Source organism: Streptomyces sp. NPDC055254, assembly GCF_053606025.1.
In genome coordinates this window covers 55869-78094 of sequence record NZ_JBSGQV010000029.1, presented here as the reverse complement: position 1 = coordinate 78094, position 22226 = coordinate 55869, and the positions used below count along the sequence as shown (strand labels likewise).

Sequence of the window (22226 nt, the reverse complement as noted above, 5' to 3'; positions counted from 1 at the left end):
GGTGCTCGTCGGCTGTGTCTTTTGTGTATATCCGCCCGGCCGGGCCGGGGGGGGCGGAGGGCCCGCGGCGGCGGCGACAGAGGTCGCCGCGCCCGCGGGCCGCTGCCAGGGCGTCGTGTCCGTCACCGGGCCGCCGGCCCGTCGTGGGCCGCACGGCCCGGTCCGCCACCGCCGCCGCCGGGGGAGGGCAGGGCCCACCAGGCGGCGAGCCCGATGATCACTCCGGTCAGGACGGTGGACGGCCCGCCGATGTCCGCGTAGAGGAAGTCGATCAGCTGCCAGACGAGCAGGCCGACGGCGACGAGCCCGCAGTCCCGGATCGGGCTGTCGGCCCGGGAGTCCTTCGCGAAGACGGACCGGCGGACGCCGGCGACCAGCAGGGCCGCCCAGCCGCCCGCCAGCGCGGTCAGCCCGATCAGCCCCTGCTCGCTCAGGATCAGCAGGTACATGTTGTGCGGGGACAGCAGCGGCTGGCGGACGTACGCCTGGCCCGCGCCCGCGGTGTCGCTGCCGGAGGACAGCCCCAGCGAGGAGTGCCCGTCCCGGTGCGCCGGGAAGCCCTTGAGCCCCACTCCGGCCACCGGGCGCTCCCGCCACATCGACTCCGCGGCGGCCCACATCGTGTAGCGGTCGATCACCGACTGGTCGGGTGCGCTGGAGACCTGGGTGATGGACGTCAGCCGCTCCGCGACCATCTCGGAGCCGACCCCGAGCCCGCCCACCAGCACGACCCCGGCCGCGGCCAGCGCGAGGAGCACCTTGAGCGCCCGCCGGATCCCGGCCATCACCATGACCAGCACCGCGGCGGCGAGGGTGGCGATCCACGCGCCCCGGCTGAACGACAGCACCAGCGGCAGCACCAGCACCAGCGCCGCTCCCCCGGCGACCTGCCGGACCCGGCGCGGCAGCCCCGGCGCCAGCGCGACCGCGGTCGCCGCGACCAGCCCGTAGGCCACCACCGTGGCCATGCCCATGACGTCGCCGGGACCGAAGGTGCCCACGGCGCGGATGTGCTCGCCCTGGTACGAGGCCCCGGTGCGGGTGGCGTACTGCACCACGCCCACCGCGCCCTGCACGAGCGCCAGGACCACGAAGCACCCGGCGGCGATCCGGAACTCCCCGGCGTCGCGCACCAGCAGCACCACGGCCGCCGGCACCAGCACGAAGACCTGGAGGTACCGCACGAAGCCGGGGAGGGCCGCGTACGGGTCCCCGGCGGTCACCGTCGCCACCGCGAGCCCCACGGCCGGCATCCCGAGCACGAGCACGCCGAGCGGGGTCGGCGTCCGCACCCGGCCGCGCAGCGCCCGCAGGGCGCAGACCAACACCAGCAGCAGCGAGGCCGCGTCGGCCGGGCCCACCTTCCCCGAGGTGGTCGCGTCCCCGGCGGGCAGCGGGGTGAGGAGGAAGAGCACGGTCGCGGCGAGCGGCAGCAGCGGCCAGTGCCGGCGCAGCAGGACCGCCGCGGCGGGGCGGCGCCCGCCCTCCTTCCCCCACGGGGAGAGCGGTACGGCGAGGCTCATCAGCTGCCCCCCAGCCGGAAGCGGAAGAAGGAGGCCGCGGTGCGGGCGAGGATCCACAGGTCCTGCCACAGCGACCAGGTGTCGATGTAGTGGTTGTCGAAGCGGGCCCGGTCCTCGATGGAGGTGTCGCCGCGCAGGCCGTTGATCTGGGCGAGGCCGGTGATGCCGACGGGCATCCGGTGGCGGGCTTCGTAACCGGGGTGCACGGTGGAGAACTTGGCGACGAAGAAGGGCCGCTCGGGGCGCGGGCCGACCAGGCTCATGTCACCCCGCACCACGTTCCACAGCTGTGGCAGCTCGTCCAGCGAGGACTTGCGCAGGAAGGAGCCGACCGCGCTCATCCCGCGGTCGCCCGCCACGGTCCAGCGGGTGGCGGCCTCGTGCGCGTCGGCCCGCAGCGTGCGGAACTTCAGCAGGGTGAAGGGACGCCCGTACAGGCCGATCCGCTCCTGCCGGAAGATCACCCCGGGGCCGTCGCACAGCCGGACGGCCAGCGCGCAGGCGCCCATCACGGGCGCGGCGGCGACCAGCGCGACCAGCGCGAGCACGGCGTCGATGACCCGCTTGGCCGCGCGCTCGGCCGGCCGGGACGGGCGCGGCAGCAGCGGCTGTACGGCGTACCCCCAGAGCTGGTCGGCGGGCTGCGCCACCCGCATGCCGGTGACCTTGGCGGTGCCGGCCGGGTCGGCGAGCCAGAGCCGGCAGCCGTGGTCGTGGAAGAGCCGGACCAGGGAGGCGGTGCGCTCGTCGGCCTCCGGCGGGCGGGTGAACACCGCGTGCCGGACGGAGTTCTGGATGACCGCGCGGCGGATGTCCTCGTGGGTGGTCAGGACCGGCAGGGCATTTCCGCCGGCCCCGCCGCCGATCCCGTCGGCGGCGGTGTCGGCGAGCCCGACCGGGCGCAATCCGTACTCGGGCCGGCCGTGCAGGGCGGCGGCCACGGCGCCGGTGCCGGTGCCTGGTCCCACGACAAAGGCCGAGGCGGGCCTGCGGACCGCGCCGCGGCGGGCGAACTGGTTGACGAGGCCGCGTCCCGCGCAGGCCAGGACGACCTGGAGGCAGACGGCGGTGAGCAGTGTGCTCCAGCCCAGTGCCCGGCCCGGGTCGAGGGCGGCCACGACGGCGGCGGCCCCGCACCACAGGACGGCGGACCGCCCCGCCAGCGCGGGCAGTTCACGCAGCGCGGAGGGCGCGAGCCTCGGCCGGTACAGTCCGGCCTGCGCGTGCAGGACCGCGAGCAGTACGGCGGCGGGCGCCGCGGCCGCGGCCGGCAGGACCGGGCCGGGCAGAGCGGCCGCGGTGACGACGGCGGCCAGGACGTCGGCGGTGAGCAGCGGGAGCAGCGCCGTCGTGCTCCCGTGGCGGCGCAGCCGCTGCGACCGTACCGCCGGGCGGGACGGGTCCGCCCGGGGGCTGCGCGGCGGGTGGATCGCGGTCGCGGACCGGCGGGCCGTCGCGTGGGGCGCGGGCGCGAAGGCGCTGCCGCCGGTGGGCCCCGTACCGCCCTGCCCGGTGTGCCGGGCGGGTGCGCTGTCCATCGTCATCGGCTGATGCGCTCCTGGTTCAAGGGACGGGGCCTGCCCAGCAGTTCGTGGTACAGGCCGGTGACCGCGTCCGTGGTCCGCCGTACGTCGCATTCGGTCCGGGCGTGCTGCCGGGCCTGCTCGCCGAGTTCGGTGAGCAGCCGCGGCTCGGCGAGCAGCCGTCCCAGGGCCTTGGCCAGGGCCGCCGGGTCCTCCGGCGGCACCAGGCAGAGCCGTTTCTGGCCGGGCGGCAGACTCTCCCGGGCACCGCTGACGTCGGAGACCAGGACCGGGCGGCCAGTGGCCATGGCTTCGAGCGGCGCGAGCGCCATGCCTTCCCACCGCGACGGCAGTACAACGAGATCGGCGGCCCGAAGCCACGGTCGGATGTCGGAGGCGGCGCCCGCGAAGTGCACTCCGGGCGGGGCCGTCCGGCGCAGCCGTTCGGTGTCGGGGCCGTCGCCGACGAGGGCCAGGCGCGCGCCGGGGACGGCGCCCAGCACCTCCGGCCAGGCGCGCAGCAGGATGTCCTGGCCCTTCTGCGGGCAGAGCCGGCCCACGCAGACGGCGAGCGGGCCGTCGCCCCGGAAGGCGGCGGGCAGGGGCAGTTCGGCGCGGGCCGCGGCGCGGTCCTCGGCGGGGTCGCCGGCGCCGGGTCGGAAGTGGCCGAGGTCCACGCCGTTGCGGATCACCGACCAATGGGCGGCGATCCCCTCGGACTCGCCGGCGCGGCGTTCGGCCTCGCTGACGCAGAGCACCCGGTCGGCCCAGCGGGCCCCGTAGCGCTCCCAGCGCAGGGCGAGGGCGCCGGTGGCCCCGGCCACGGCGTCGAAGGACCACGCGTGGGGCTGGAAGACGGTGGGGACGGCCCGGCGGACGGCGAGCCGTCCGGCCAGTCCTGCCTTGGCGCTGTGCGCGTGCAGCAGGTCGGGGCGGACGCGGGCGACGATCCGCCGTGCGCCGAGGACTTCGGCCGGCAGTCCCGGCCCGGGGGCGCGGCCGGCGCGCCAGGTGAGCACGTCGGCTCCGGCCTCGCGGGCGGCGTCGGCGAGCATGCCGTCGCGCGGGCAGCCGACGACGGGGCGCAGGCCGGACGCGGACTGCGCGCGGACGAGGTCGACGACGACCCGGGCGACACCGCCTTCCACGGGCTGGACCAGGTGGAGGACGGTGAGGGGCGGTGCCGGCGGAGGTGGTGCGGTCACGGAGTGGTCCCTGCGTTCAGCGGCGCGCGTCTGTCTGAACGAAGAGCACACCGAGGAAATAACCCTGACTTTCGCCCGTGAACCTGAAGTTCAGGCTGCGGGCACCCTCGGACAGGGCGGGACTCAGGTCGAACACGTCCGCGTCATATCCGAGGTTATTCATATGTTCGGGCTGTCGCGCGAACGAGTGAGTTCCGAATTCCGTGATCGTGGAATTCATAACATCATTAAAAGGATTTTCTGAATCGCTGAGGCTCACGCGGCGCCCCCTGTCGGCCGTCACCGTGAGTGAGTCCCCCAGGGTCCCGCGGTCGCCGTCGTACGCGACCACCCCGGCCCGCCCCGACGCGCCGGCCGGCGCGTCCAGACCGGTGACCTCGACCGTCCCGTCACCGGCCCGGGCGGCGAGCGCTTCGAACCCGTCCCAGAGCGAGACCCGGCGGACCGGCTCGCGCGGGTGCTCGTAGGCAGCGACCAGCGTCCAGCCGCCCCAGGCGCCCACGTCGGAGTGCCCCATGGCGATGTTGAGCTGGGCCACCGTCCACATCCCCGCGCCGCCCTCGCGGACCAGCGGGGTCACGTCCGCGGATGCCTGGTAGGCGTCGCTGGCGGCGTCCGCGCGGTGGCCGATCACCGTGTCGGCGAGGACCTCCTTGTACGCGCCGCCCGGCTCGGCGACCAGCACCCGCCCGTTGTCCTCGGGCGGCTTCTGCTCGCCCACCCGCAGGTTCCCGCCCCAGTACAGGCGGGCGTACGCGATCCTCGCGCCCGGCGGGACCTTGAGTTCGGCCCGGGTGGAGTTGTAGGTGTCCGGGTCCTGGTCGACCTCGCTGTAGAACATGTCGAAGTCGCTGTTGACCCCCGCCGCGCCCCGCTTGACCTCGGGGCACGGCTCGGCCCGCGGGGACCTTTCCCCACGGCAGCTGATGCCGGCGTTGGAGGCGCGCACCAGCCCGCCGTTGAGCACCGCCTGATAACGCTCGGTGAACGGGACGCGGGGCAATTCCTTCGGCCCGGCGGGGGCGGCGACCCCCGCCGGAGCGATGTGCGCGGAAAGTGCGAGACAGGACAGCAGACCGATCGTGCCGAGGATTCTGCGGGAGGAACCCATGACCCTGACTCCATTGTGATCAAGGGGGACAAAACAGGAGTGCACTTTGTCAGAAATCAGGCTGGAAATCACGCCGGACTCGCCCGTACGGCCTTTTGGGCGATATCACGCACCCTTGAAGCGGGCGGGTCGTTATCCGGTGCACCGTGTTCCGAAAGGAAATGCGCCTCGCTTCCGCGCGGGCCGGGGCCGGCGCGTCGGCGGGCGGGTGCGCGGTCGGGTCGCCTGGTGTCCGCGCCCTGCCGGGTCCCGCGTTCGGCCAGACCCGCGTGACCGCCTGAACGTCAACGGAGGCGGCTGAAACGACGGCATCCGAGTGAAGCCACGCAACCCGAGCGGGGGGACGGCCGTTGATCCGGGTGCTCCAGCACCGGGCAATCCTGCAAAAAAGGGACGACAATGATCAAGAAGATGATGGCCACGGCAGCGGTTGCGGCCTCGGTCGTGGGCATGGGTGCCGCCATGGCGCCGCAGGCGATGGCCATCGGGAACGACAACGGCATCAACACCGTCAACGGCAACGGTGCCTCCCAGATCTACGGCAACCAGGCCACGTACGGGAACATGAGCCCGCAGATGGCGCTCATCCAGGGCTCCTTCAACAAGCCCTGCATCGCCCTGCCCGCCAAGGCCAACGTGCAGTCCGTGCTCGCCCTGGTCAACGTCGGCGTCCAGGACATCCCCGTCCTGTCCAGCCCGCAGAACCAGCAGTGCACCGAGAACTCCACGCAGGCCAAGGGCGACGAGGCCCTCTCCCACATCCTCAGCAACATCCCGGTGCTCTCCGGCAACGTCTCCCAGGGCAGCTGACCGGGCGTCGTGCCAGCGAGGCCGCCGCACCTTCGGGTAGCGGCGGCCTCGCCGCGTATGAGGCCCGAGCGGCCACGAAAGCCATGAGGCCCCGGACAGCGGCCTTCGCGAATAGCCAAACAATTGCGCCGGCCGCCTCGAATTGAAGCCCGGCAAGGGGCGAATGGGCGACTGGCCGCCGAAAACATGCGGTTTCTTTTCTTCGGCCCACTCGTTGTTGATTCTGCAGCGGATACGCCGCTGCGGGAAGGATCAAAATCAAATGAAGTACAAGAAGGCAGTGGTGCTGGCCGCCGGCGCGCTGATGGCAGCCGGTGCAGCCTCCCCCGCCATGGCCGACGCCGACGCCGCCGGTGCGGCCGTCGGCTCCCCCGGTGTCCTCTCGGGCAACCTGCTCCAGGTCCCGGTGCACGTCCCGGTCAACCTCTGCGGCAACACCGTGAACGTGATCGCGCTGCTGAACCCGACGTTCGGCAACACCTGCGTCAACGCCTGACGCAGCTCTTGTGCCCGCAAGGGCCGACCTCCTCGGGGTGGCCTCGGAGTGCACGGCGGTGCACTCCGGGGCCACCTTCGATTCAGCACCGGCGCCAGCGCCGGAAGACAGGGAAGGACCCATGCGACAGGTACTGAGCCGACAGGTACTGGGCAAGGGGATGCTCACGGCAGCGGCCGCGTCGAGCCTGCTGTCGATCGCGACGGGTGCGGCTTACGCGCATCCCGGCGCGACGTCCGAGGTCTCGCACTCGCCGGGCGTGCTGGCCGGAAACAGCGTCTCGGTACCGGTCACCTTCGCCCCGAACGTCTGCGGCAACAGCGTGGACGGCGGTGCGGCGCTGAACCCCACGACGGGGAACAACTGCGCCACCACCACCGGCTCGCACACCGGCCACGGCCACGACCACGCGCGCTACCTGAGCCCCGAGAACGCCGAGGCCTTCGAGCGCTACCTCGACGAACGCGAGGCGCGGCATGCCGTGCCGGAACAGCGCGACCGGGGGCCGCGCCACGCGAAGCCCCGCGAAGAGCAGCCCCGACACGAGGCGCCCCGGCACGCGGCGCCGCACCACGAAGCGCCCCGCCCCGAGGTGCTCCGGGGCGATGGGCCCCGGCACGCCGCGCCCCGCCACGAGGAACCGCGCGGCCGGGGTGGCTACGGCGGCCCGGGCGAACAGCCCGAGGAGGAGTGCGACGACCACCCGGAGTCCGCCCCGCCGCCGCAGCATGCTCCCCCGGCGTCCGAGCGGCCCCGCCCGATGCCGGAGCCCGTGGCGGAGCACCCGGCCCCGCTGCCCGCGCCCCCGGGCGCACAGACCCCGAAGCCGCTGCCCGCCCCGGCACCCGGCCCCGAGACCCCGAAGCCGCTCCCGAGGCCCGTACCGGAGCCCCCGGCGCCGGCTCCCGCCGTCGAGGAGGCGCCCGTCCCCGAGCGGCCCCCGTTCGAGCCGCCCGCGCGGGCGACCGGGCCCATGCTCGCCGAGACCGGCGCGGGCCGGCCCGCCGCGGCGGCGGCCCTCGCCTCGGCCCTGATGCTGGGCGGCGCCATTCTCTACCGGCGTTCCCGTATCGCCTGACGGCCGTACACCGGAATACCGCTCATCGGAAGAGATATCGGCCGGAGAATCCCTCGTCGGATTCTCCGGCCGCGATCATGTCCCGGTGCGTACGCGTTTCCGTAGCGGCGGGGAATCGTTACCCAGGGCGAAAGCGGCGCGACGGTCGCCGCTGGAAAAGGATTTCGATAATGAAGCTCTCGAAGGTCGCCGCTGTCGTCGTCGGCTCCGTCGCCGCCCTCGGCGCCGCCGCTCCCGCCTTCGCGGCAGAGACCCCGGCCTCGCTGCCCCCCATGAGCCTGACGGGCGGGGTGACGGAGACGCTGAACGCCGTCGGACCCGTCAGCGAGTCGCTGCCGCAGACCGTGGGCAACGGGCTGGCGGAGCAGAACGACACCGTCAACAAGGTCGCCGGGACGGCCCAGGGCCTCAACAAGATCCGCAACAACGCCCCGGGCGAGGTGCTGAGCCTGGCGAACGGCGCCACCCAGGCGTCCCCGCTCCTCGGCGGCGTACAGCTCAACGGCGGCAAGGGCTGAGCAGCCCCGACACGACTGTGGGCGCCACCGGCGAGGCCGGGGCGCCCACAGTCGTGTCTGCCGCTGACGTCAGTCGTTGACGCAGACGTTGCCGAACGCGGGGTTCAGCGCGCCGATGATGTTCACGGAGTTGCCGCAAATGTTGATCGGGATGTGGACCGGGACCTGAGCCAGGTTGCCCGAGAGGACACCGGGGGAACCCACGGCCGCGCCCTCGGCCGACGAGTCGGCGACGGCGGAGCCGGCGGCACCGGCCGCAGCGAGACCAGCGGTGGCCAGGACCAGAGCGGCCTTCTTGGCAGAGTTCATGGGAAGTGCACCTTCTGTTCGATGTTCTGCCCCGATCCGGGGCTCACACCGAGCGAAACGCTCCTTCTTCCCCGACGGACACGGCTGCGCACCCGATCGGACCTGTTCAGCCCAATAGTCGTAACCGTGGTGCGGGTCCGGACCGTTACGGTAGGCCCCCGCCTCCGGTCGGAAGGCCGGGGATCACGACGCCGGGGATCTCGGGGATGTCCGGTACGAGTTCCACCGGCGCCGGCGGCAGCGCCGGCGGGGTGAGCGGCAGCTCGGGGAGCGGGACGCCCGGCACCTGCGGCAGCGTCACGCCGGGGATCTCGGGCAGCTCGATCGACGGAATCTTGATGTCCGGCAGGCTGACGCCGGGCGGGAGGAGGCCCTTGACGGCTTCCAGGATGCCGTTCACGAGATCGTCGACGGGGCCGGCGGCCGCGGCCCGGGCGCTCACCCCGCGGTCCCCGCCGTCCAGAGCGCTCGCGGGGGCCGCGGCGCCGAAGAGTATGGCGGCGGTCAGGGCCGAGGAGACGAGGACGCGAGTCGCCTTCTTGAGTTCCATGGCTTTCCTTCTGTGTTGACGTGCGGAAAACGGGCCACAGCGCCCCGTTTCCTCACCCACCGTGCGAACACCCTTCACGGGCCGCAACCGGACGGCGGACCACTGCGGCTGCGTACGGGCTTCGCGCACGCGTCCGGGGGCCTCTCACCCTGGCGGGGAAAAATTCACCCCTCGCAGGCCGTTTGAGTGAAGGACCGGAACCAACCCCCGGGCGGGCCAGTTGACCAGGACGCTCCGCTAGCGGGCACTCGTGCGACAGAAGGATCAAGATGTTCAAGAAGTTCATGACCGCCGCCGCAGTCTCCGCCGTCGCCGTCGGCGCGGGCGCTGCCGTCGCGACCCCGGCCATGGCCATCGGCAACGACAACGGGATCAACACCGTCAACGGCAACGGTTCCCAGCAGATCTACGGCAACCAGAAGACCCACGGCGACCTGAGCCCGCAGCTCGGCCTGGTCCAGGGCACCTTGAACAAGCCCTGCATCGGCCTGCCGGCGAAGGTCAACGCCCAGTCGCTGGTCGCCCTGCTCAACATCGGTGTCCAGGACATCAACGTGCTGTCCAACCCGCAGAACCAGCAGTGCACCGAGAACTCCACCCAGGCCAAGGGTGACGAGCCGCTCTCGCACATCCTCAGCAACATCCCGGTCCTCTCGGGCAACGGCTCGGTCAACAGCTGATCACCGCTCTCCGCGCCCCTTCGGCGCCACCGGGCCCCCGCGCCCGTGGAGTGATGTGACGAGGGCCCCGGCGGCGTCCAGCTGCCGGGGCCCTCGCGCGCGTCCCGCCGTCCTCGCGGCCGGCCGGTGCTCAGCCGGTCCAGAAGTCCCACCAGCGGGTGAGGATCAGCATGCCGATCACCCCGATGTGCAGGGCGGGCGGGGCCCAGCCGAACTCGCCGAAGAACCCGCGCACCGCCCCGGGTGCGGGGAGCACGCCGGTACGGACGTTGTGCGCGGTGACCGCCCAGAACATCAGCAGCGTCGCGACCCAGGCCAGGCAGCACCACAGGCACAGGGCGTTGATCTCGTACAGCGACTGCACCATCAGCCAGGAGCAGAAGCCGACGCCGAAGAGGGTGCCGGCGTGCAGACCCAGCCAGAACCAGCCGCGGTAGCGGGCCCCGGCGAGCAGGCCGGCGCCCACGCACACCACGACCGCGTAAGCGACCAGGCCGAGCACGGGGTTGGGGAAGCCGAAGACCGCCGCCTGGTCGCTCTTCATGACGCTGCCGCAGGAGACCACGGGGTTGAGGCTGCACGCGGGCTTGAAGTCCGGGTCCTCCAGCAGGAGGAACTTGTCGAGGGTGATCACCCAGGAGGCCAGCACCCCTGCCGCTCCGGTAAGGGCCAGCAGCCAGGCCAACCCCCGCGGCGCGGCTTCCCGTTCGCCTTCGCGCCGGTCGAGGGACCGACCCTGCCGGCGGGGGACGTCCACTGTATTCGTTGCCATGCGGCCCATAGTCCCGCGCTTCGACACAGAGGGTGCCTAACCATGAGTATCTGTACGCAAGTTGACCTGAAGGTGTGGCGGGAACCCCTGATGCTTCCCGGACGTTTTACCGAACCCCGGACGTGATGTCAGAGCCAGGGGTTACGTTGAGCTTCCGTGAAGTGACGAGCTGCGACGGCCTGGAGACCCACCTTGAGCGATCCGTACGAGACAACCGAGGCCCACCTCGATCGACTCCTGGGCCGCGCCCTCAACTCCTTCGACCTGCCGGACCATGTGGTCGAGCGCGTCGGTGGCGCGCTCGCCCACAGCTCCTCGCTGTACACCACCCATCACGGACCGGGGGCGGGTGTGTGGCGGGAGACCAACCGGCACACCTACCTGCTGACCGACGGCGGCTCGGTGTCGCTGTGGGAGCTGGCGTACCGGCAGGGGCAGGACCGGGAGATACGGTACGAGGTCTTCGCGAGCAAGGCGGAGACCTGCCTGGCCGTGTCCCGGCTGTTCGGCGGGACCCCGGCCGAGGCCGGTGCGGATCCCGCGCTGCTGCCCGGTGACGAGGAGCCGGAGAACGACGCCGCGCTGCTGAGCGAGCTGTTCGCGGCGTCGGTGCCGTTACCGCGTCAGGAGTACATGGTGGAGCAGTCGGCCGACCACGCCCGCCGCGTGCTGCGCCGCGCGGAGAACCCGGACCGTCCCGGCGAGGCGGTGGCGGAGCGGCTGCGGTCGGCGTACGCGCACCGGATCACGCAGGCGTTCGGTGGGCGGCAGTGCCTCTCGGACGGGCGGGACGCCGGCTTCCACCTGTACGAGCACGCCTTCGTGCTGCTGGACGGGACCGAGATCAGTCTCTGGGAGGTCGAGCACACGGCGACGCCGGACGGACGGCACATGTGCGAGGTGTACGAGAGCGAGGCGGCCGCGCGCGGAGCCATGGAGCTCCGCGCGCGGGTCCGCTGAGCCTCGGCGTCCGCAGCGGCGGGGTCAGGCCGCGGTGGTGACGGTGACCGGGGCGGACTCGGGAGCCGTCGCCCCGGCCGGGCGGCGCATCCCCTTGAGGAGAATCACCAGGCCCGCGGTCGTGGCCGTGCCGGCGGCGATCGCGGTCAGGTAGAGCAGCGGGTTGCCGATCAGCGGGATGACGAAGATGCCGCCGTGCGGGGCCCGCAGGGTGCACTCGAAGGCCATCGACAGGGCCCCGGTGACGGCGCCGCCGGCCATGGCCGCCGGGATGACGCGCAGCGGGTCGGCCGCCGCGAACGGGATGGCGCCCTCGGTGATGAAGGAGGCGCCGAGGAACCAGGCGGCCTTGCCGTTCTCCCGCTCGGACCGGGAGAAGAGCCGGCCGCGGACGGTGGTCGCCAGGGCCATGGCGAGCGGCGGCACCATGCCGGCGGCCATCACGGCCGCCATCACCTTGAGGCTGCCCTCGTTGGGGTTCGCGAGGCCTCCGATCGCGAAGGCGTACGCGACCTTGTTGAGCGGGCCGCCGAGGTCGAAGCACATCATCAGGCCGAGGACGACGCCGAGGATGATCGCGTTGGCGCCGGAGAGGCCGGACAGCCAGTCGGTGAGGGCCCGTTGGAGCGAGGCCACGGGTTTGCCGACGACGAGGAACATCAGGAACGCGGTGACGGCCGAGCCGATGAGCGGCAGCACGACGACGGGCATGATGCCGCGCAGCGCAGCCGGGATCCTCAGCCGCTGGAGGGCGAGGACGGTGGCGCCGGCGATGAGTCCGGCGATCAGGCCCCCGAGGAAGCCGGCGTCGATGGTGAGGGCCACCGCGCCGCCGACGAATCCGGGAACGAGGCCCGGCCGGTCGGCCATGCCGTAGGCGATGTAGCCGGCGAGGACCGGGATCAGGAATCCGAAGGCGAGCCCGCCGGTCTGGAACAGCAGGGCGGCCCAGCCGGCGGCCTCGGTCCAGACGAAGTGCTCGGCGACGGAGGGCGCGTCGTTGATCTCGTAGCCGCCGATGGCGAAGGCGAGGGCGATGAGCAGCCCGCCGGCCGCGACGAAGGGGACCATGTAGCTGACGCCGGACATGAGCCAGGTGCGCAACCGGGCGCCGTAGCCGTCGGACTCCTCCCCGGCCCGCTCGACGGGGGTCGGGGCGTGGTCGGTCACCTCGCCCCGGGCGGCCTTGTCGCGGGCCTCGGCGAGGAGTTCGGCGGGCCGGTTGATGCCGGCCTTGACCCCGACGTCGACGGTGGGTTTGCCGGCGAAGCGGGCGCGGTCGCGGACGGGGACGTCGTGGGCGAGGACGACGGCGTCCGCCGCCGCGATGTCCTCGGGCGTGAGCCGCGTGAATCCGGCCGAGCCCTGGGTTTCGACACCGAGCTCGATCCCGGCCTCGGCGGCGGCCCGCTGGAGGGCCTCGGCGGCCATGTAGGTGTGCGCGATGCCGGTGGGGCAGGAGGTGACGGCCACGATCCGGAACGGTTGCCGCTGCCCCGCGGGGCTCTCCCCCACCCCGTCGTTTTCCGGAACCGGGGTCCGCGCTGCGGAGCCCCCGTCCGGGGGCTGCGCCCCGGACGTCGGCGGAGCCGGAGAGATCAGGGCCGCCGCCTCCCCCGGGGTGGTTGCCGCGCGCAGGGCGGTGGTGAACTCCGGGCGCATCAGGCGGCGGGCCAGCGAGGAGAGGATCGTCAGGTGCGCGTCGTCCGCGCCGGCGGGGGCCGCGATCAGGAAGATCAGGTCCGCCGGGCCGTCCGGAGCGCCGAAGTCGATGCCGGCCGGGGCCCTGCCGAAGGCCAGGGTGGGGGCGCTGACGTGGGCGGACCGGCAGTGCGGGATGCCTATCCCGCCGTCGAGGCCCGTCGGCATCTGCGCTTCCCGCGCCGCCACGTCCGCCAGGAAGCCCTCCAGGTCGGTGACCCGGCCCAGGGAGGCCATCCGCCGCGCCAGGGCGCGCGCGGCCTCCTCCTTCGAGTCGGCGGACAGGTCGAGGTCGACCAGTTCGGGGGTGATCATGTCGCTCATCACGGGCTCCTTCGCGCGCGTCAGACCGTGGCGGGTCCGGACAGGGTGAGGTCCAGGGGCAGGTCCTGGGTGACGTGGACCTCTGCGGGACGCAGGTCCGCGGGGGTCGGCATCGCGCTCCCGGGCAGCCGGACCGCGGCGGCGCCGTGGGCCAGGGCGGAGGCGAGCGCCTTCGGGCCCTCTCCCCCCGCTATCAGGAAGCCGGCCAGGGAGGCGTCGCCCGCACCGACGTTGCTGCGGACGACGTCGACGGGGGCGGTGCCGTAGTAGGCGCCCTCCTCGCAGACCAGCAGCTGGCCGTCGCCGCCGAGGGAGGCCAGTACCGCGCCCGCGCCCAGCGAGCGCAGCTCGTCCGCCGCCTTGACCACGTCGCCGAGGATGGCCAGCGGGCGGCCCACCGCGGCCGCCAGTTCCTCGGCGTTCGGCTTGACGACCTCCGGCCGGGCCGCCAGCGCCGCCAGCAGGGCCGGGCCCGAGGTGTCCAGGGCCACCCGGGCGCCGGCCTGGTGGGCGCGGGTGACCAGGTCGGCGTACCACTCGGGTCGGGCGCCACGGGGGAGGCTCCCGCAGCCGGCGATCCAGGTGGCGCCGGCGGAGCAGGTGCGGACGGTCTCCAGGAGCAGGGCGGATTCCTCCGGGGTGAGTTCCGGGCCCGGCGCGTTGATCTTGGTGAGGGTGCCGTCCGGCTCGACGAGCGAGATGTTCGAGCGGGTCCGGCCGGCGATCGAGACGACCGTGACGTCGACGCGCTGCGCGCCGAGGAGTTCGGCGACGAGCGTGCCCGGGAGGCCGCCGAGCGGGAGGACCGCCGTCGTACGGACGCCCGCGGCGGCGACGGCGCGGGCGACGTTGACGCCCTTGCCCCCGGGGTCGACCCGGTCGCCTCCGGCGCGCAGCACCTCGCCCCGGTCCAGCGAGGGGATCTCGTAGGTCCGGTCGAGGGAGGGGTTGGGCGTGACGGTGAGGATCATACGAGCGCAACTTCCGTACCGGCGGCTTCGATCGCCGCCTTGTGGGCGGGGTCGAGCCCCGCGTCCGTGATGAGGAGGTCGACGTCGGCGAAGGAGCCGAAGCGCGCGAAGTGCTCCTGCCCGGCCTTCGCCGAGTCCGCGAGGAGCACGACGCGGCGGGCGGCGGCGATCGCCGCCCGCTTGACGGCCGCCTCGGCGAGGTCGGGGGTGGTCAGGCCGCCCCCGGCGGTGAAGCCGTTGGTCGCCAGGAAGAGGACGTCGGCGCGGATCTCGGCGTACGCGCGCAGCGCCCAGGCGTCCACGGCGGCCCGGGTGCGGTGGCGGACGCGGCCGCCGACGAGGTGGAGGTCGATGCCGGTGTGGTCGGCGAGCCGGGCGGCGACGGGCAGCGCGTGGGTGACCACGGTGAGCGGGGTGTCGACCGGGATGGCGGCCGCGAGGCGGGCCACGGTGCTGCCGGCGTCCAGGACGACGCTGGCTCCGTCGGGCAGCTCGCGGAGGGCGGCGGCCGCGATGCGGTCCTTCTCGTCGGCGGCGGTGGCCTCGCGTTCGGTGAGGTCCGGCTCGAAGTCGAGGCGGCCGGCCGGTATGGCGCCGCCGTGGACCCGGCGGATCAGGCCGGCCCGGTCGAGGGCGGTGAGGTCCCGGCGGACGGTCTCGGCCGTGACCTGGAAGCGGTCGGCGAGGGAGAGCACATCGACTCGGCCCGCCTCGCGGGCGAGGCGGAGGATCTCCTGCTGGCGCTCCGGTGCGTACATGTGGGTTTACATCCGTTCGATGCCCGACTCTGTGGTTACTTTCCACAGTACGCCTGATCCTGGAAGTAAACAAAGAAAAACGGGCATGCCCGCCAACAAAGCGGACATGCCCGTGATGAAAGCAGTGCCGGGTCAGACCGCCGGGACCTTTTCGGCGTCCGGGGTCGCGGCGGGGCCGGGGACCGGGCCGGGGATCGGGCCGGGGATCGGGTCGGCGCCCTCGCGCCGCTCCGTCGGGACCTGCGCGCGGGGCAGCGTGAACATCACCGCGAAGATCACGACGAGGACGGCCACGACCCACCACAGCGCGCCACGGAAGGCCTCCACGTACGGCGGGCCGAAGACCATGTCGTCCTCGATCAGCCCGAAGAAGACGACGGAGGTCAGGCCGAGGCCGAGCGCGTTGCCCATCTGACCCGTGGTGTTGATCAGGCCGGAGGCGGAGCCGGCGTGCTCGCGCGGCACCTCGGAGAGCACCGTGTCGGTCAGCGGGGCCACGATCAGCCCCATGCCCACGCCCATGACCGCCAGCGGGAGGGCCATCTGCCAGGAGGCGATCTCCAGACCGTAGTGCTGCGACTCCCAGATGTAGAGGAGCAGCCCGGCGGCCATGGTCAGGGCGCCCGCCTGGAGCACCTTGCGGCCGAAGCGCGGTACGAGCTTCTGGACCGAGATGCCGGCGGCGACAGAGACGGCGATGGAGAACGGGATGCCGGTGGCGCCGGCGCGCAGGGCGCTCCAGCCGAGGCCCATCTGCATGTACAGCGTCCAGACCAGGAAGAAGATGCCGGTCGCGATGCCGAAGGTCAGCTGGACGGCGATGCCGCCCGCGAAGCTCTTCACCTTGAAGAGGGAGAGCTCGACCAGCGGGGAACCGTCCTTCCTGATCTTGTACTTCTCGTACGCGATGAACGCGGCGAAGACGAGCGGCGCCGCCCCCATGCACAGGAAGCCCCACAGCGGCCAGTCGTTCTCACGGCCGTGGGTGAGCGGGAAGATCAGCATGACCAGGGCGAGGGTGGCGAGGACGACGCCGACCAGGTCGAGGCGCAGGGCCTGCGGGGCCTTGGACTCGGTGATGAACTTGCGACCCAGGATCAGGCCGGCGATGCCGACGGGCAGGTTGATCAGGAAGATCGGGCGCCATTCGAGGCCGAAGAGGTTCCACTCCGTGAGCAGCGCGCCGAGCATCGGACCGGAGACGGCACCGAGGCCCACGATCGCGCCGAACATGCCGAAGACCTTGCCGCGCTCGTGGGGCGGGAAGGTGACGTGGATGATCGCCAGGACCTGCGGGACCATCAGGGCCGCCATCGCGCCCTGGAGGAGGCGGGCGGCGACGAGCATGCCCGGGTCGGCGGCGATGCCGCAGAGCAGCGAGGCGGCGGTGAAGCCCGCGATGCCGACGAGGAAGAGGCGCTTGCGGCCGTAGATGTCACCGAGACGGCCGCCCGTGATCAGGCCGGCGGCGAAGGCGAGGGCGTAGCCGGCGGTGATCCACTGGATCGCGCTGGTGGACGCGCCGAGGTCCTGGCGCATGCTGGGTATCGCGATGTTGACGATCGTGACGTCGACCAGGTCCATGAAGGCCGCGGTCATCACGATGGCGAGCGCCAGCCAGCGGCGGCGGTCGGCGGAGGAGGCAGCGGCGGCGGCAGCGGCGACTTCGGCCGGGCCGGGTGCGGGGGTCGGACCGGGTACGGCGGGTGGCGCGTTCCGCTCTTCTCGTACGGGCCCGTTCTCTCTTTCGGGCGATGTCTTGGGCGTCTCGGTGCTCATGAGGAGAAACCTAGACGGCATGTAGGTCAGTTGGTGTCCTATTTCACTGGCAACCTGGATCGCATGACCGACACCCCGGCACGGCTCCTGTCCCTGCTGTCCCTGCTGCAGACCCCGCGCGAATGGCCCGGGAGCGAGTTGGCGCAGCGGCTGCGGGTGAGCGCCCGGACGATCAGGCGCGACATCGAGCGGCTGCGGGAGCTCGGGTACCCGGTGGAAGCCACGCTGGGCGCGGAGGGCGGCTACCGACTGGTGGCGGGGGCGGCGATGCCGCCGCTGCTGCTGGACGACGAGGAGGCGGTGGCGATCGCGGTGGGGCTGCGGGCCGGGGCCGGGCACGCGATCGAGGGGGTCGAGGAGGCGTCCGTACGGGCCCTGGCGAAGCTGGAGCAGGTACTGCCCTCACGGCTGCGGCACCGGGTGAGCGCGCTGCAGTCGGCGACGGTCGCGGTCACGCGGGGCGACGGGGCGCGCGTGGATCCGCGGACGCTCACGACGATGGCGGCCGCGGTGGCGGGGCCGGAGCGGCTGCGGTTCGCGTACCGGGCGCGGGACGGGGTTGAGTCGCGGCGGCTGGTGGAGCCGTACCGGCTGGTGAGCACGGGCAGCCGGTGGTACCTGGTGGCCTACGACCTGGAGCGGGAGGACTGGCGGACGTTCCGGGTGGACCGGGTGGACGAGGTGCTCGCGACGGGGGCCCGGTTCGCGGGGCGGCCGATGCCGATGGACGCGGAGGAGTTCGTCCGGCGGGGGCTGGGGGGTGCGCGGACGTACGCGGTGGAGGTGTCCTTCGACGTGGCGGCCGGGTCGGATGCGCTGCCGCCGTGGCTTGCGGACCGGATCGTCTCGGTACCGGGAGCGGCGGCGGCGGGCGCTGAGGGGTGCCGGGTGCGGTTCGAGTCGACGGACAACGTGGAGTGGCTGGCGGCGCGGCTCGCCCTGGCGGGCGTGCCGTTCACGGTGCAGGGGCCGCCGGAACTGGCGGCGGCGGCCGGGGCGCTGGCCGCGCGGTTGGCCGGGGCCGTGCCGGTCCCGCCGCCGGGGGCGTGAGCTGCCGCTCGCGGTTCGGGGCCCCGCCCCCGCGACCGTGGCGGGCGTCCAAGACCCGGGGCTTCGCCCCGGCCCCGCGCCTCAAACGTCGGCGCGGGGCCGGATTCGGTCCAGGGAGCCCCGACGCCTGGGGGGGGTGGCGCCGGGGCTCGTACGGGGGGTGGGTCAGGCCACCGCGTCGAAGCCGGTGTCGCGGGCCATGCGCTTCAGTTCGAGCAGCGCGTGCTTCTCGATCTGGCGGATCCGCTCGCGGGTCAGGCCGTGCTGCTTGCCGACCTCCGTCAGGGTCCGCTCGCGGCCGTCGTCGATGCCGTACCGCATCTTGATGATCGACGCCGTGCGCTGGTCGAGCTTCCCGAGCAGTTCCTCCAGCTCCTCGCTGCGCAGCAGGGAGAGCACGGACTGCTCCGGCGAGATCGCGGAGGTGTCCTCCAGCAGGTCTCCGAACTGCGTGTCGCCGTCGTCGTCGACCGACATGTTCAGGCTGACCGGGTCGCGCGACCAGTCCAGTACGTCGCCTACGCGCTTCTCCGTCGTGTCCAGCTCCGCGGCGATCTCGGCGTGCTCCGGCTCCCGGCCGTTCTCGCGGTTGAACTCGCGCTGGACGCGGCGGATGCGGCCGAGCTCCTCGACCAGGTGGACGGGGAGGCGGATGGTGCGGGACTGGTCGGCGATGGACCGGGTGATGGCCTGCCGGATCCACCACGTGGCGTACGTGGAGAACTTGAAGCCCTTGGCGTAGTCGAACTTCTCCACCGCGCGTACCAGGCCGGCGTTGCCCTCCTGGATCAGGTCGAGCAGGGGCAGCCCGCTGCGCGGGTAGCGGCGGGCGACCGCCACGACCAGGCGCAGGTTGGAGCGGATGAAGACTTCCTTCGCGCGCTCGCCCTCGGCGGCCAGCGCCTCCAGCTCCTCGCGTGCGGGGGCCTTGTCCCGGGGCTCCACCGCGCCGTCGAGGATCTGCTGGGCGTACACGCCCGCCTCGATGATCTGGGAGAGCTCGACTTCCTTGGCCGCGTCGAGGAGCGGGGTGCGCGCGATCTCGTCCAGGTACATGCCGACCAGGTCGCGGTCTGCGATCTCCCCGCCCCCAGCGCGGGCGCTGCTCGCGGACTGACGACGGGCGACGGCGCGGGTTGCCATGCGTGCTCCCTTGCGATGAGTTCTGTCGCGGTGTCCCCGGACACTCTCCCGAGTGCCCGCTTCCGAAGGAAACAACGACTGGAATCGGGACAGAATTCCCACGTCGGTGCCTCTCTCGCGAGATCTTGCAGTATCCTGCCCCGCCACGAGAGCGGAGCTGGCACTTCCAGATCTTCAAGAGCGCAGGTCAGGGCCGGGATGACCGTTACTGCAAAGTCTCTTGCGGGCCCGCGCCACCCGGGCTGTGAGACCGCCGTCACACGTGACCCGGCCGTCGCACTCCGCCCCTGAAGACGGCGGGGACCGGTTTCCGGTTGCCTGGACAACTCTCGGATTTCCGGCCGTACGGGTACGGGCCGGGCACCCCCTCACTCGCACGGGTGAAGGGCCGGCAGGCCCCTCCGGCACGGGACGACGCCTCCTACCGTCGGGGAGGAGAGGATCACCGGGAAGCCGCGGGCCGGCCGAACTGGAGCGAGCGCTTCGAGAGGCCCATCCAGAAGCCGTCCACCGCGTCGCGGCGGATCCCGAGGTCACCCGCCGCCTCCGCCGCGCCGAGGGTGACGAAGAGGGGTGCGAAGTGCTCCGTGCGGGGGTGCGCCAGTCGCCCCGACGGGGACTTGGACTCGAAGTCGAGCAGGGAGTCGAGGTCGCCGGCGGCGAGTGCCTCGTGGCCCCAGGCGTCGAACTCGGCGGACCAGGCGGGGACGCCCGGGCCGGTGTGGCGCAGGGCGGCCAGGTTGTGGGTGAAGAAGCCGCTGCCGACGATCAGGACTCCTTCGTCGCGCAGGGGGGCCAGGCGACGGCCGATGTCCATCAGGCGGCGCGGGTCCAGGGTCGGCAGCGAGATCTGCAGGACCGGGACGTCCGCCTCCGGGTACATCTCCACCAGGGGGACGTACGCGCCGTGGTCGAGGCCCCGGTCGGGCATGTCCTGGACCTGGGTGCCCGGGGCGCGCAGGAGTGCGCGGACCGAGGCGGCGAGGCCGGGGGCGCCCGGGGCCTCGTAGCGGACCCCGTAGTAGTGCTCGGGGAAGCCCCAGAAGTCGTACACCAGGGGAACGGTCTCGGTGGCGCCGAGGGCGAGCGGGGCCTCCTCCCAGTGCGCGGAGACCATCAGGATCGCCGTGGGGCGGGGCAGGCCCGCGGACCATGCGGCCAGTTCGGCCGGCCAGAGCGGGTCGTCGGCGAGCGGCGGCGCCCCGTGGCTGAGGAAGAGCGCCGGCATCCGGGCCCCCTGCGGGGCCGTGGCCATGGGGATCGGGGGTGCGGGGGCCGGGTCCGTGGTCATGGGGGCGCTCCTGCGTCGTCGGGGCAGGGCCGCCACAAAAAGACCGACCCCGCTTGGTTTAAATTTAAACCAAGCGGGGTCGTCAGTCATTCCCGAGCGGGAACCGCCGTCAGTGGGCGATCACCGGCACCTTGAACTCGGCGTCCTCGCCCGCGCCGGCCCCGGAGGCCACCGGGCCACCGGCACCCGGACGGCCCGTGTTGATCAGCGTGAAGGCGATGGCCGCGCTCGCGGCCAGGATGCCCACGGCCCACCAGATCGCGGAGGCGTACCCCTCGACCATGGCCTGGGCCTGGATCAGTTGCGCGCCCGGACCGCCCGCCGCGGCCTCGGCCGCGTGGTCGGTCAGGTACGCGGTCGTCGCGGAGGCCGCGATGGTGTTCAGCAGTGCCGTGCCGATGGCGCCGCCGACCTGCTGCGAGGTGTTGACCATGGCCGAGGCCACACCGGCGTCCGCCGGGTTCACCCCGTGCGTGGACAGGGACATGGCCGGCATGAAGGCCGTGCCCATGCCGAGGCCCAGCAGCAGCTGCGCCGGCAGGATCAGCGCCGGGTACGAGGACCCGACCTCCAGCTGGGTCAGCATCAGCATGCCCGCGGCCGCCAGCAGGAAGCCCGGCCCCATCAGCAGGCGCGGCGCGACGCGGGTCATCAGACGGGCGCCGATCTGCGTGGAGCCCGTGATCATGCCCGCGATCATCGGCAGGAAGGCGAAGCCGGTCATGACGGGCGAGTAGCCCTTGACGACCTGCAGGTAGTAGGTGAGGAAGAGGAACAGGCCGAACATCGAGATCACGGCCAGGCCCAGCGAGAGGTAGACACCGCCGCGGTTGCGCTCCAGCAGGACCCGCAGCGGCAGCAGCGGGGACTTCACCTTGGACTCGACGAGGACGAACGCCCCCAGCAGCACCACCGAGGCGACGAACATGCCCACGGTCAGGCCGTCCGACCAGCCGGCGGACTCGGCGCGCGTGAAGCCGTACACCAGCGCGACGAGGCCGAGCGTGGAGAGGACCACACCGGGGATGTCGAGCGGCGCGCGGTTGCGGGAGCCGGCGGGCTCGCGGATGACCATCCACGCCCCCACGGCCGCGACGATCGCGAACGGGATGTTGACGAAGAAGGTCCAGCGCCAGTTGAGGTACTCGGTCAGGACACCGCCGAGGATCAGGCCCACGGCGCCGCCGCCACCGGCGATCGCGCCGTAGATGCCGAAGGCCTTGGCGCGCTCCTTGGCGTCGGTGAACATGACCGCGAGCAGCGACAGGGCCGCCGGTGCGAGCAGCGCGCCGAAGGCGCCCTGGAGGGCGCGGGCGCCCAGCATCATGGCCTCGCCGGTGGCGGCGCCGCCGAGCGCGGAGGCCAGGGCGAAGCCGATCAGGCCGACGACGAAGGCGTTCTTGCGCCCCCACTTGTCCGCGATGCGGCCGCCGAAGAGCAGCAGTCCGCCGAAGGCCAGCGCGTAAGCGGTGATCACCCATTGGCGGTTGGCGTCGGAGATGCCGAGGTCGCTCTGGGCGGAGGGGAGCGCGATGTTCACGATGGTCGCGTCGAGCACGACCATCAGCTGGGCCAGCGCGATGAAGACGAGCGCCTTCCAGCGGCTCGGGTCCGCGAGCACCGGGGGTGTCGTGGCTGTTTTTGGCATGGGTGTACCCACTCACTGTGCGGAAT

At 72.8% G+C, this 22226-nt stretch carries 21 protein-coding genes; 7 read left to right on the top strand and 14 right to left on the bottom strand.

Annotated elements, in window-relative coordinates:
• Window positions 1-122: 122 nt before the first annotated feature.
• The 4 genes from ACWFQ8_RS24200 to ACWFQ8_RS24185 are packed head-to-tail and all read right to left on the bottom strand — an operon-like array spanning window position 123 to window position 5362.
• Window positions 123-1523, bottom strand: coding sequence for an O-antigen ligase family protein (locus tag ACWFQ8_RS24200; protein ID WP_453788350.1), 1401 nt, complete (start codon window positions 1521-1523; stop codon window positions 123-125).
• Window positions 1523-3067, bottom strand: a complete 1545-nt coding sequence (locus ACWFQ8_RS24195) for an exopolysaccharide biosynthesis polyprenyl glycosylphosphotransferase (protein ID WP_453788349.1) — start codon at window positions 3065-3067, stop codon at window positions 1523-1525. Before ACWFQ8_RS24195 ends, ACWFQ8_RS24200 begins: the two co-directional genes overlap by 1 nt.
• Window positions 3064-4251 (bottom strand): glycosyltransferase, encoded by a 1188-nt coding sequence (locus ACWFQ8_RS24190; protein ID WP_453788348.1) that lies wholly within the window; start codon window positions 4249-4251, stop codon window positions 3064-3066. Before ACWFQ8_RS24190 ends, ACWFQ8_RS24195 begins: the two co-directional genes overlap by 4 nt.
• Before the next feature lie 16 nt (window positions 4252-4267).
• Window positions 4268-5362 (bottom strand): DUF3344 domain-containing protein, encoded by a 1095-nt coding sequence (locus ACWFQ8_RS24185; RefSeq protein ID WP_453788347.1) that lies wholly within the window; start codon window positions 5360-5362, stop codon window positions 4268-4270.
• A 399-nt stretch (window positions 5363-5761) separates the two neighbouring features.
• On the opposite strand from ACWFQ8_RS24185, the gene ACWFQ8_RS24180 reads away from it, so the two are divergent.
• The 4 genes from ACWFQ8_RS24180 to ACWFQ8_RS24165 all read left to right on the top strand — a co-directional run bounded on the left by ACWFQ8_RS24180 (window position 5762) and on the right by ACWFQ8_RS24165 (window position 8264).
• Complete coding sequence (locus ACWFQ8_RS24180) at window positions 5762-6172, top strand: rodlin (RefSeq protein ID WP_453788346.1); 411 nt, start codon at window positions 5762-5764, stop codon at window positions 6170-6172.
• Between the two features lie 262 nt (window positions 6173-6434).
• Window positions 6435-6668 carry a chaplin gene (locus ACWFQ8_RS24175; protein WP_453788345.1) on the top strand — a complete coding sequence of 78 codons (234 nt, stop codon included), beginning with the start codon at window positions 6435-6437 and terminating at the stop codon, window positions 6666-6668.
• Window positions 6669-6789: 121 nt separating this feature from the next.
• Window positions 6790-7746: a chaplin gene (locus ACWFQ8_RS24170; RefSeq protein WP_453788344.1), complete on the top strand. Its 957-nt coding sequence runs from the start codon at window positions 6790-6792 to the stop codon at window positions 7744-7746.
• Between the two features lie 170 nt (window positions 7747-7916).
• Window positions 7917-8264: a hypothetical protein gene (locus ACWFQ8_RS24165; RefSeq protein ID WP_453788343.1), complete on the top strand. Its 348-nt coding sequence runs from the start codon at window positions 7917-7919 to the stop codon at window positions 8262-8264.
• Between the two features lie 69 nt (window positions 8265-8333).
• On the opposite strand, the gene ACWFQ8_RS24160 is transcribed toward ACWFQ8_RS24165, so the two are convergent.
• Window positions 8334-8573 carry a chaplin gene (locus ACWFQ8_RS24160; RefSeq protein ID WP_453788342.1) on the bottom strand — a complete coding sequence of 80 codons (240 nt, stop codon included), beginning with the start codon at window positions 8571-8573 and terminating at the stop codon, window positions 8334-8336.
• 145 nt (window positions 8574-8718) lie between these two features.
• On the bottom strand, window positions 8719-9123 hold the full coding sequence (locus ACWFQ8_RS24155; protein ID WP_453788341.1) for a hypothetical protein: 405 nt from the start codon (window positions 9121-9123) through the stop codon (window positions 8719-8721).
• Window positions 9124-9392: 269 nt separating this feature from the next.
• On the opposite strand from ACWFQ8_RS24155, the gene ACWFQ8_RS24150 reads away from it, so the two are divergent.
• Complete coding sequence (locus ACWFQ8_RS24150; protein WP_453788340.1) at window positions 9393-9803, top strand: rodlin; 411 nt, start codon at window positions 9393-9395, stop codon at window positions 9801-9803.
• Between the two features lie 130 nt (window positions 9804-9933).
• On the opposite strand, the gene ACWFQ8_RS24145 is transcribed toward ACWFQ8_RS24150, so the two are convergent.
• A complete protein-coding gene (locus ACWFQ8_RS24145) occupies window positions 9934-10575 on the bottom strand; it encodes a vitamin K epoxide reductase family protein (RefSeq protein ID WP_453788339.1) in 642 nt (213 codons plus the stop codon).
• A 192-nt stretch (window positions 10576-10767) separates the two neighbouring features.
• On the opposite strand from ACWFQ8_RS24145, the gene ACWFQ8_RS24140 reads away from it, so the two are divergent.
• Window positions 10768-11535 carry a DUF6227 family protein gene (locus ACWFQ8_RS24140; RefSeq protein WP_453788338.1) on the top strand — a complete coding sequence of 256 codons (768 nt, stop codon included), beginning with the start codon at window positions 10768-10770 and terminating at the stop codon, window positions 11533-11535.
• Window positions 11536-11559: 24 nt separating this feature from the next.
• Here ACWFQ8_RS24140 and ACWFQ8_RS24135 read toward each other — a convergent pair whose 3' ends face one another.
• From ACWFQ8_RS24135 to ACWFQ8_RS24120, 4 genes are all read right to left on the bottom strand, one after another.
• Window positions 11560-13560 (bottom strand): PTS fructose transporter subunit IIABC, encoded by a 2001-nt coding sequence (locus ACWFQ8_RS24135; protein WP_453788337.1) that lies wholly within the window; start codon window positions 13558-13560, stop codon window positions 11560-11562.
• A gap of 20 nt (window positions 13561-13580) precedes the next feature.
• A complete protein-coding gene (pfkB, locus tag ACWFQ8_RS24130) occupies window positions 13581-14531 on the bottom strand; it encodes a 1-phosphofructokinase (RefSeq protein WP_453788336.1) in 951 nt (316 codons plus the stop codon).
• The gene (locus ACWFQ8_RS24125; protein WP_453788335.1) at window positions 14528-15289 is read right to left on the bottom strand and encodes a DeoR/GlpR family DNA-binding transcription regulator; all 762 of its coding nucleotides are present in this window, start codon (window positions 15287-15289) and stop codon (window positions 14528-14530) included. Before ACWFQ8_RS24125 ends, pfkB begins: the two co-directional genes overlap by 4 nt.
• A gap of 132 nt (window positions 15290-15421) precedes the next feature.
• On the bottom strand, window positions 15422-17068 hold the full coding sequence (locus ACWFQ8_RS24120; RefSeq protein WP_453788334.1) for an MFS transporter: 1647 nt from the start codon (window positions 17066-17068) through the stop codon (window positions 15422-15424).
• A 63-nt stretch (window positions 17069-17131) separates the two neighbouring features.
• Here ACWFQ8_RS24120 and ACWFQ8_RS24115 point away from each other — a divergent pair, with 63 nt between their 5' ends.
• Window positions 17132-18118, top strand: coding sequence for a helix-turn-helix transcriptional regulator (locus ACWFQ8_RS24115; protein ID WP_453788333.1), 987 nt, complete (start codon window positions 17132-17134; stop codon window positions 18116-18118).
• A 165-nt stretch (window positions 18119-18283) separates the two neighbouring features.
• Here the strand turns inward: ACWFQ8_RS24115 and ACWFQ8_RS24110 are convergent, their stop codons facing one another.
• The 3 genes from ACWFQ8_RS24110 to ACWFQ8_RS24100 form a co-directional block, all read right to left on the bottom strand.
• Window positions 18284-19261, bottom strand: coding sequence for a sigma-70 family RNA polymerase sigma factor (locus ACWFQ8_RS24110; RefSeq protein WP_453788332.1), 978 nt, complete (start codon window positions 19259-19261; stop codon window positions 18284-18286).
• Window positions 19262-19703: 442 nt separating this feature from the next.
• A complete protein-coding gene (locus ACWFQ8_RS24105; RefSeq protein WP_453788331.1) occupies window positions 19704-20552 on the bottom strand; it encodes a dioxygenase family protein in 849 nt (282 codons plus the stop codon).
• A gap of 109 nt (window positions 20553-20661) precedes the next feature.
• On the bottom strand, window positions 20662-22200 hold the full coding sequence (locus tag ACWFQ8_RS24100; RefSeq protein ID WP_453788330.1) for an MFS transporter: 1539 nt from the start codon (window positions 22198-22200) through the stop codon (window positions 20662-20664).
• Window positions 22201-22226 lie beyond the last annotated feature (26 nt).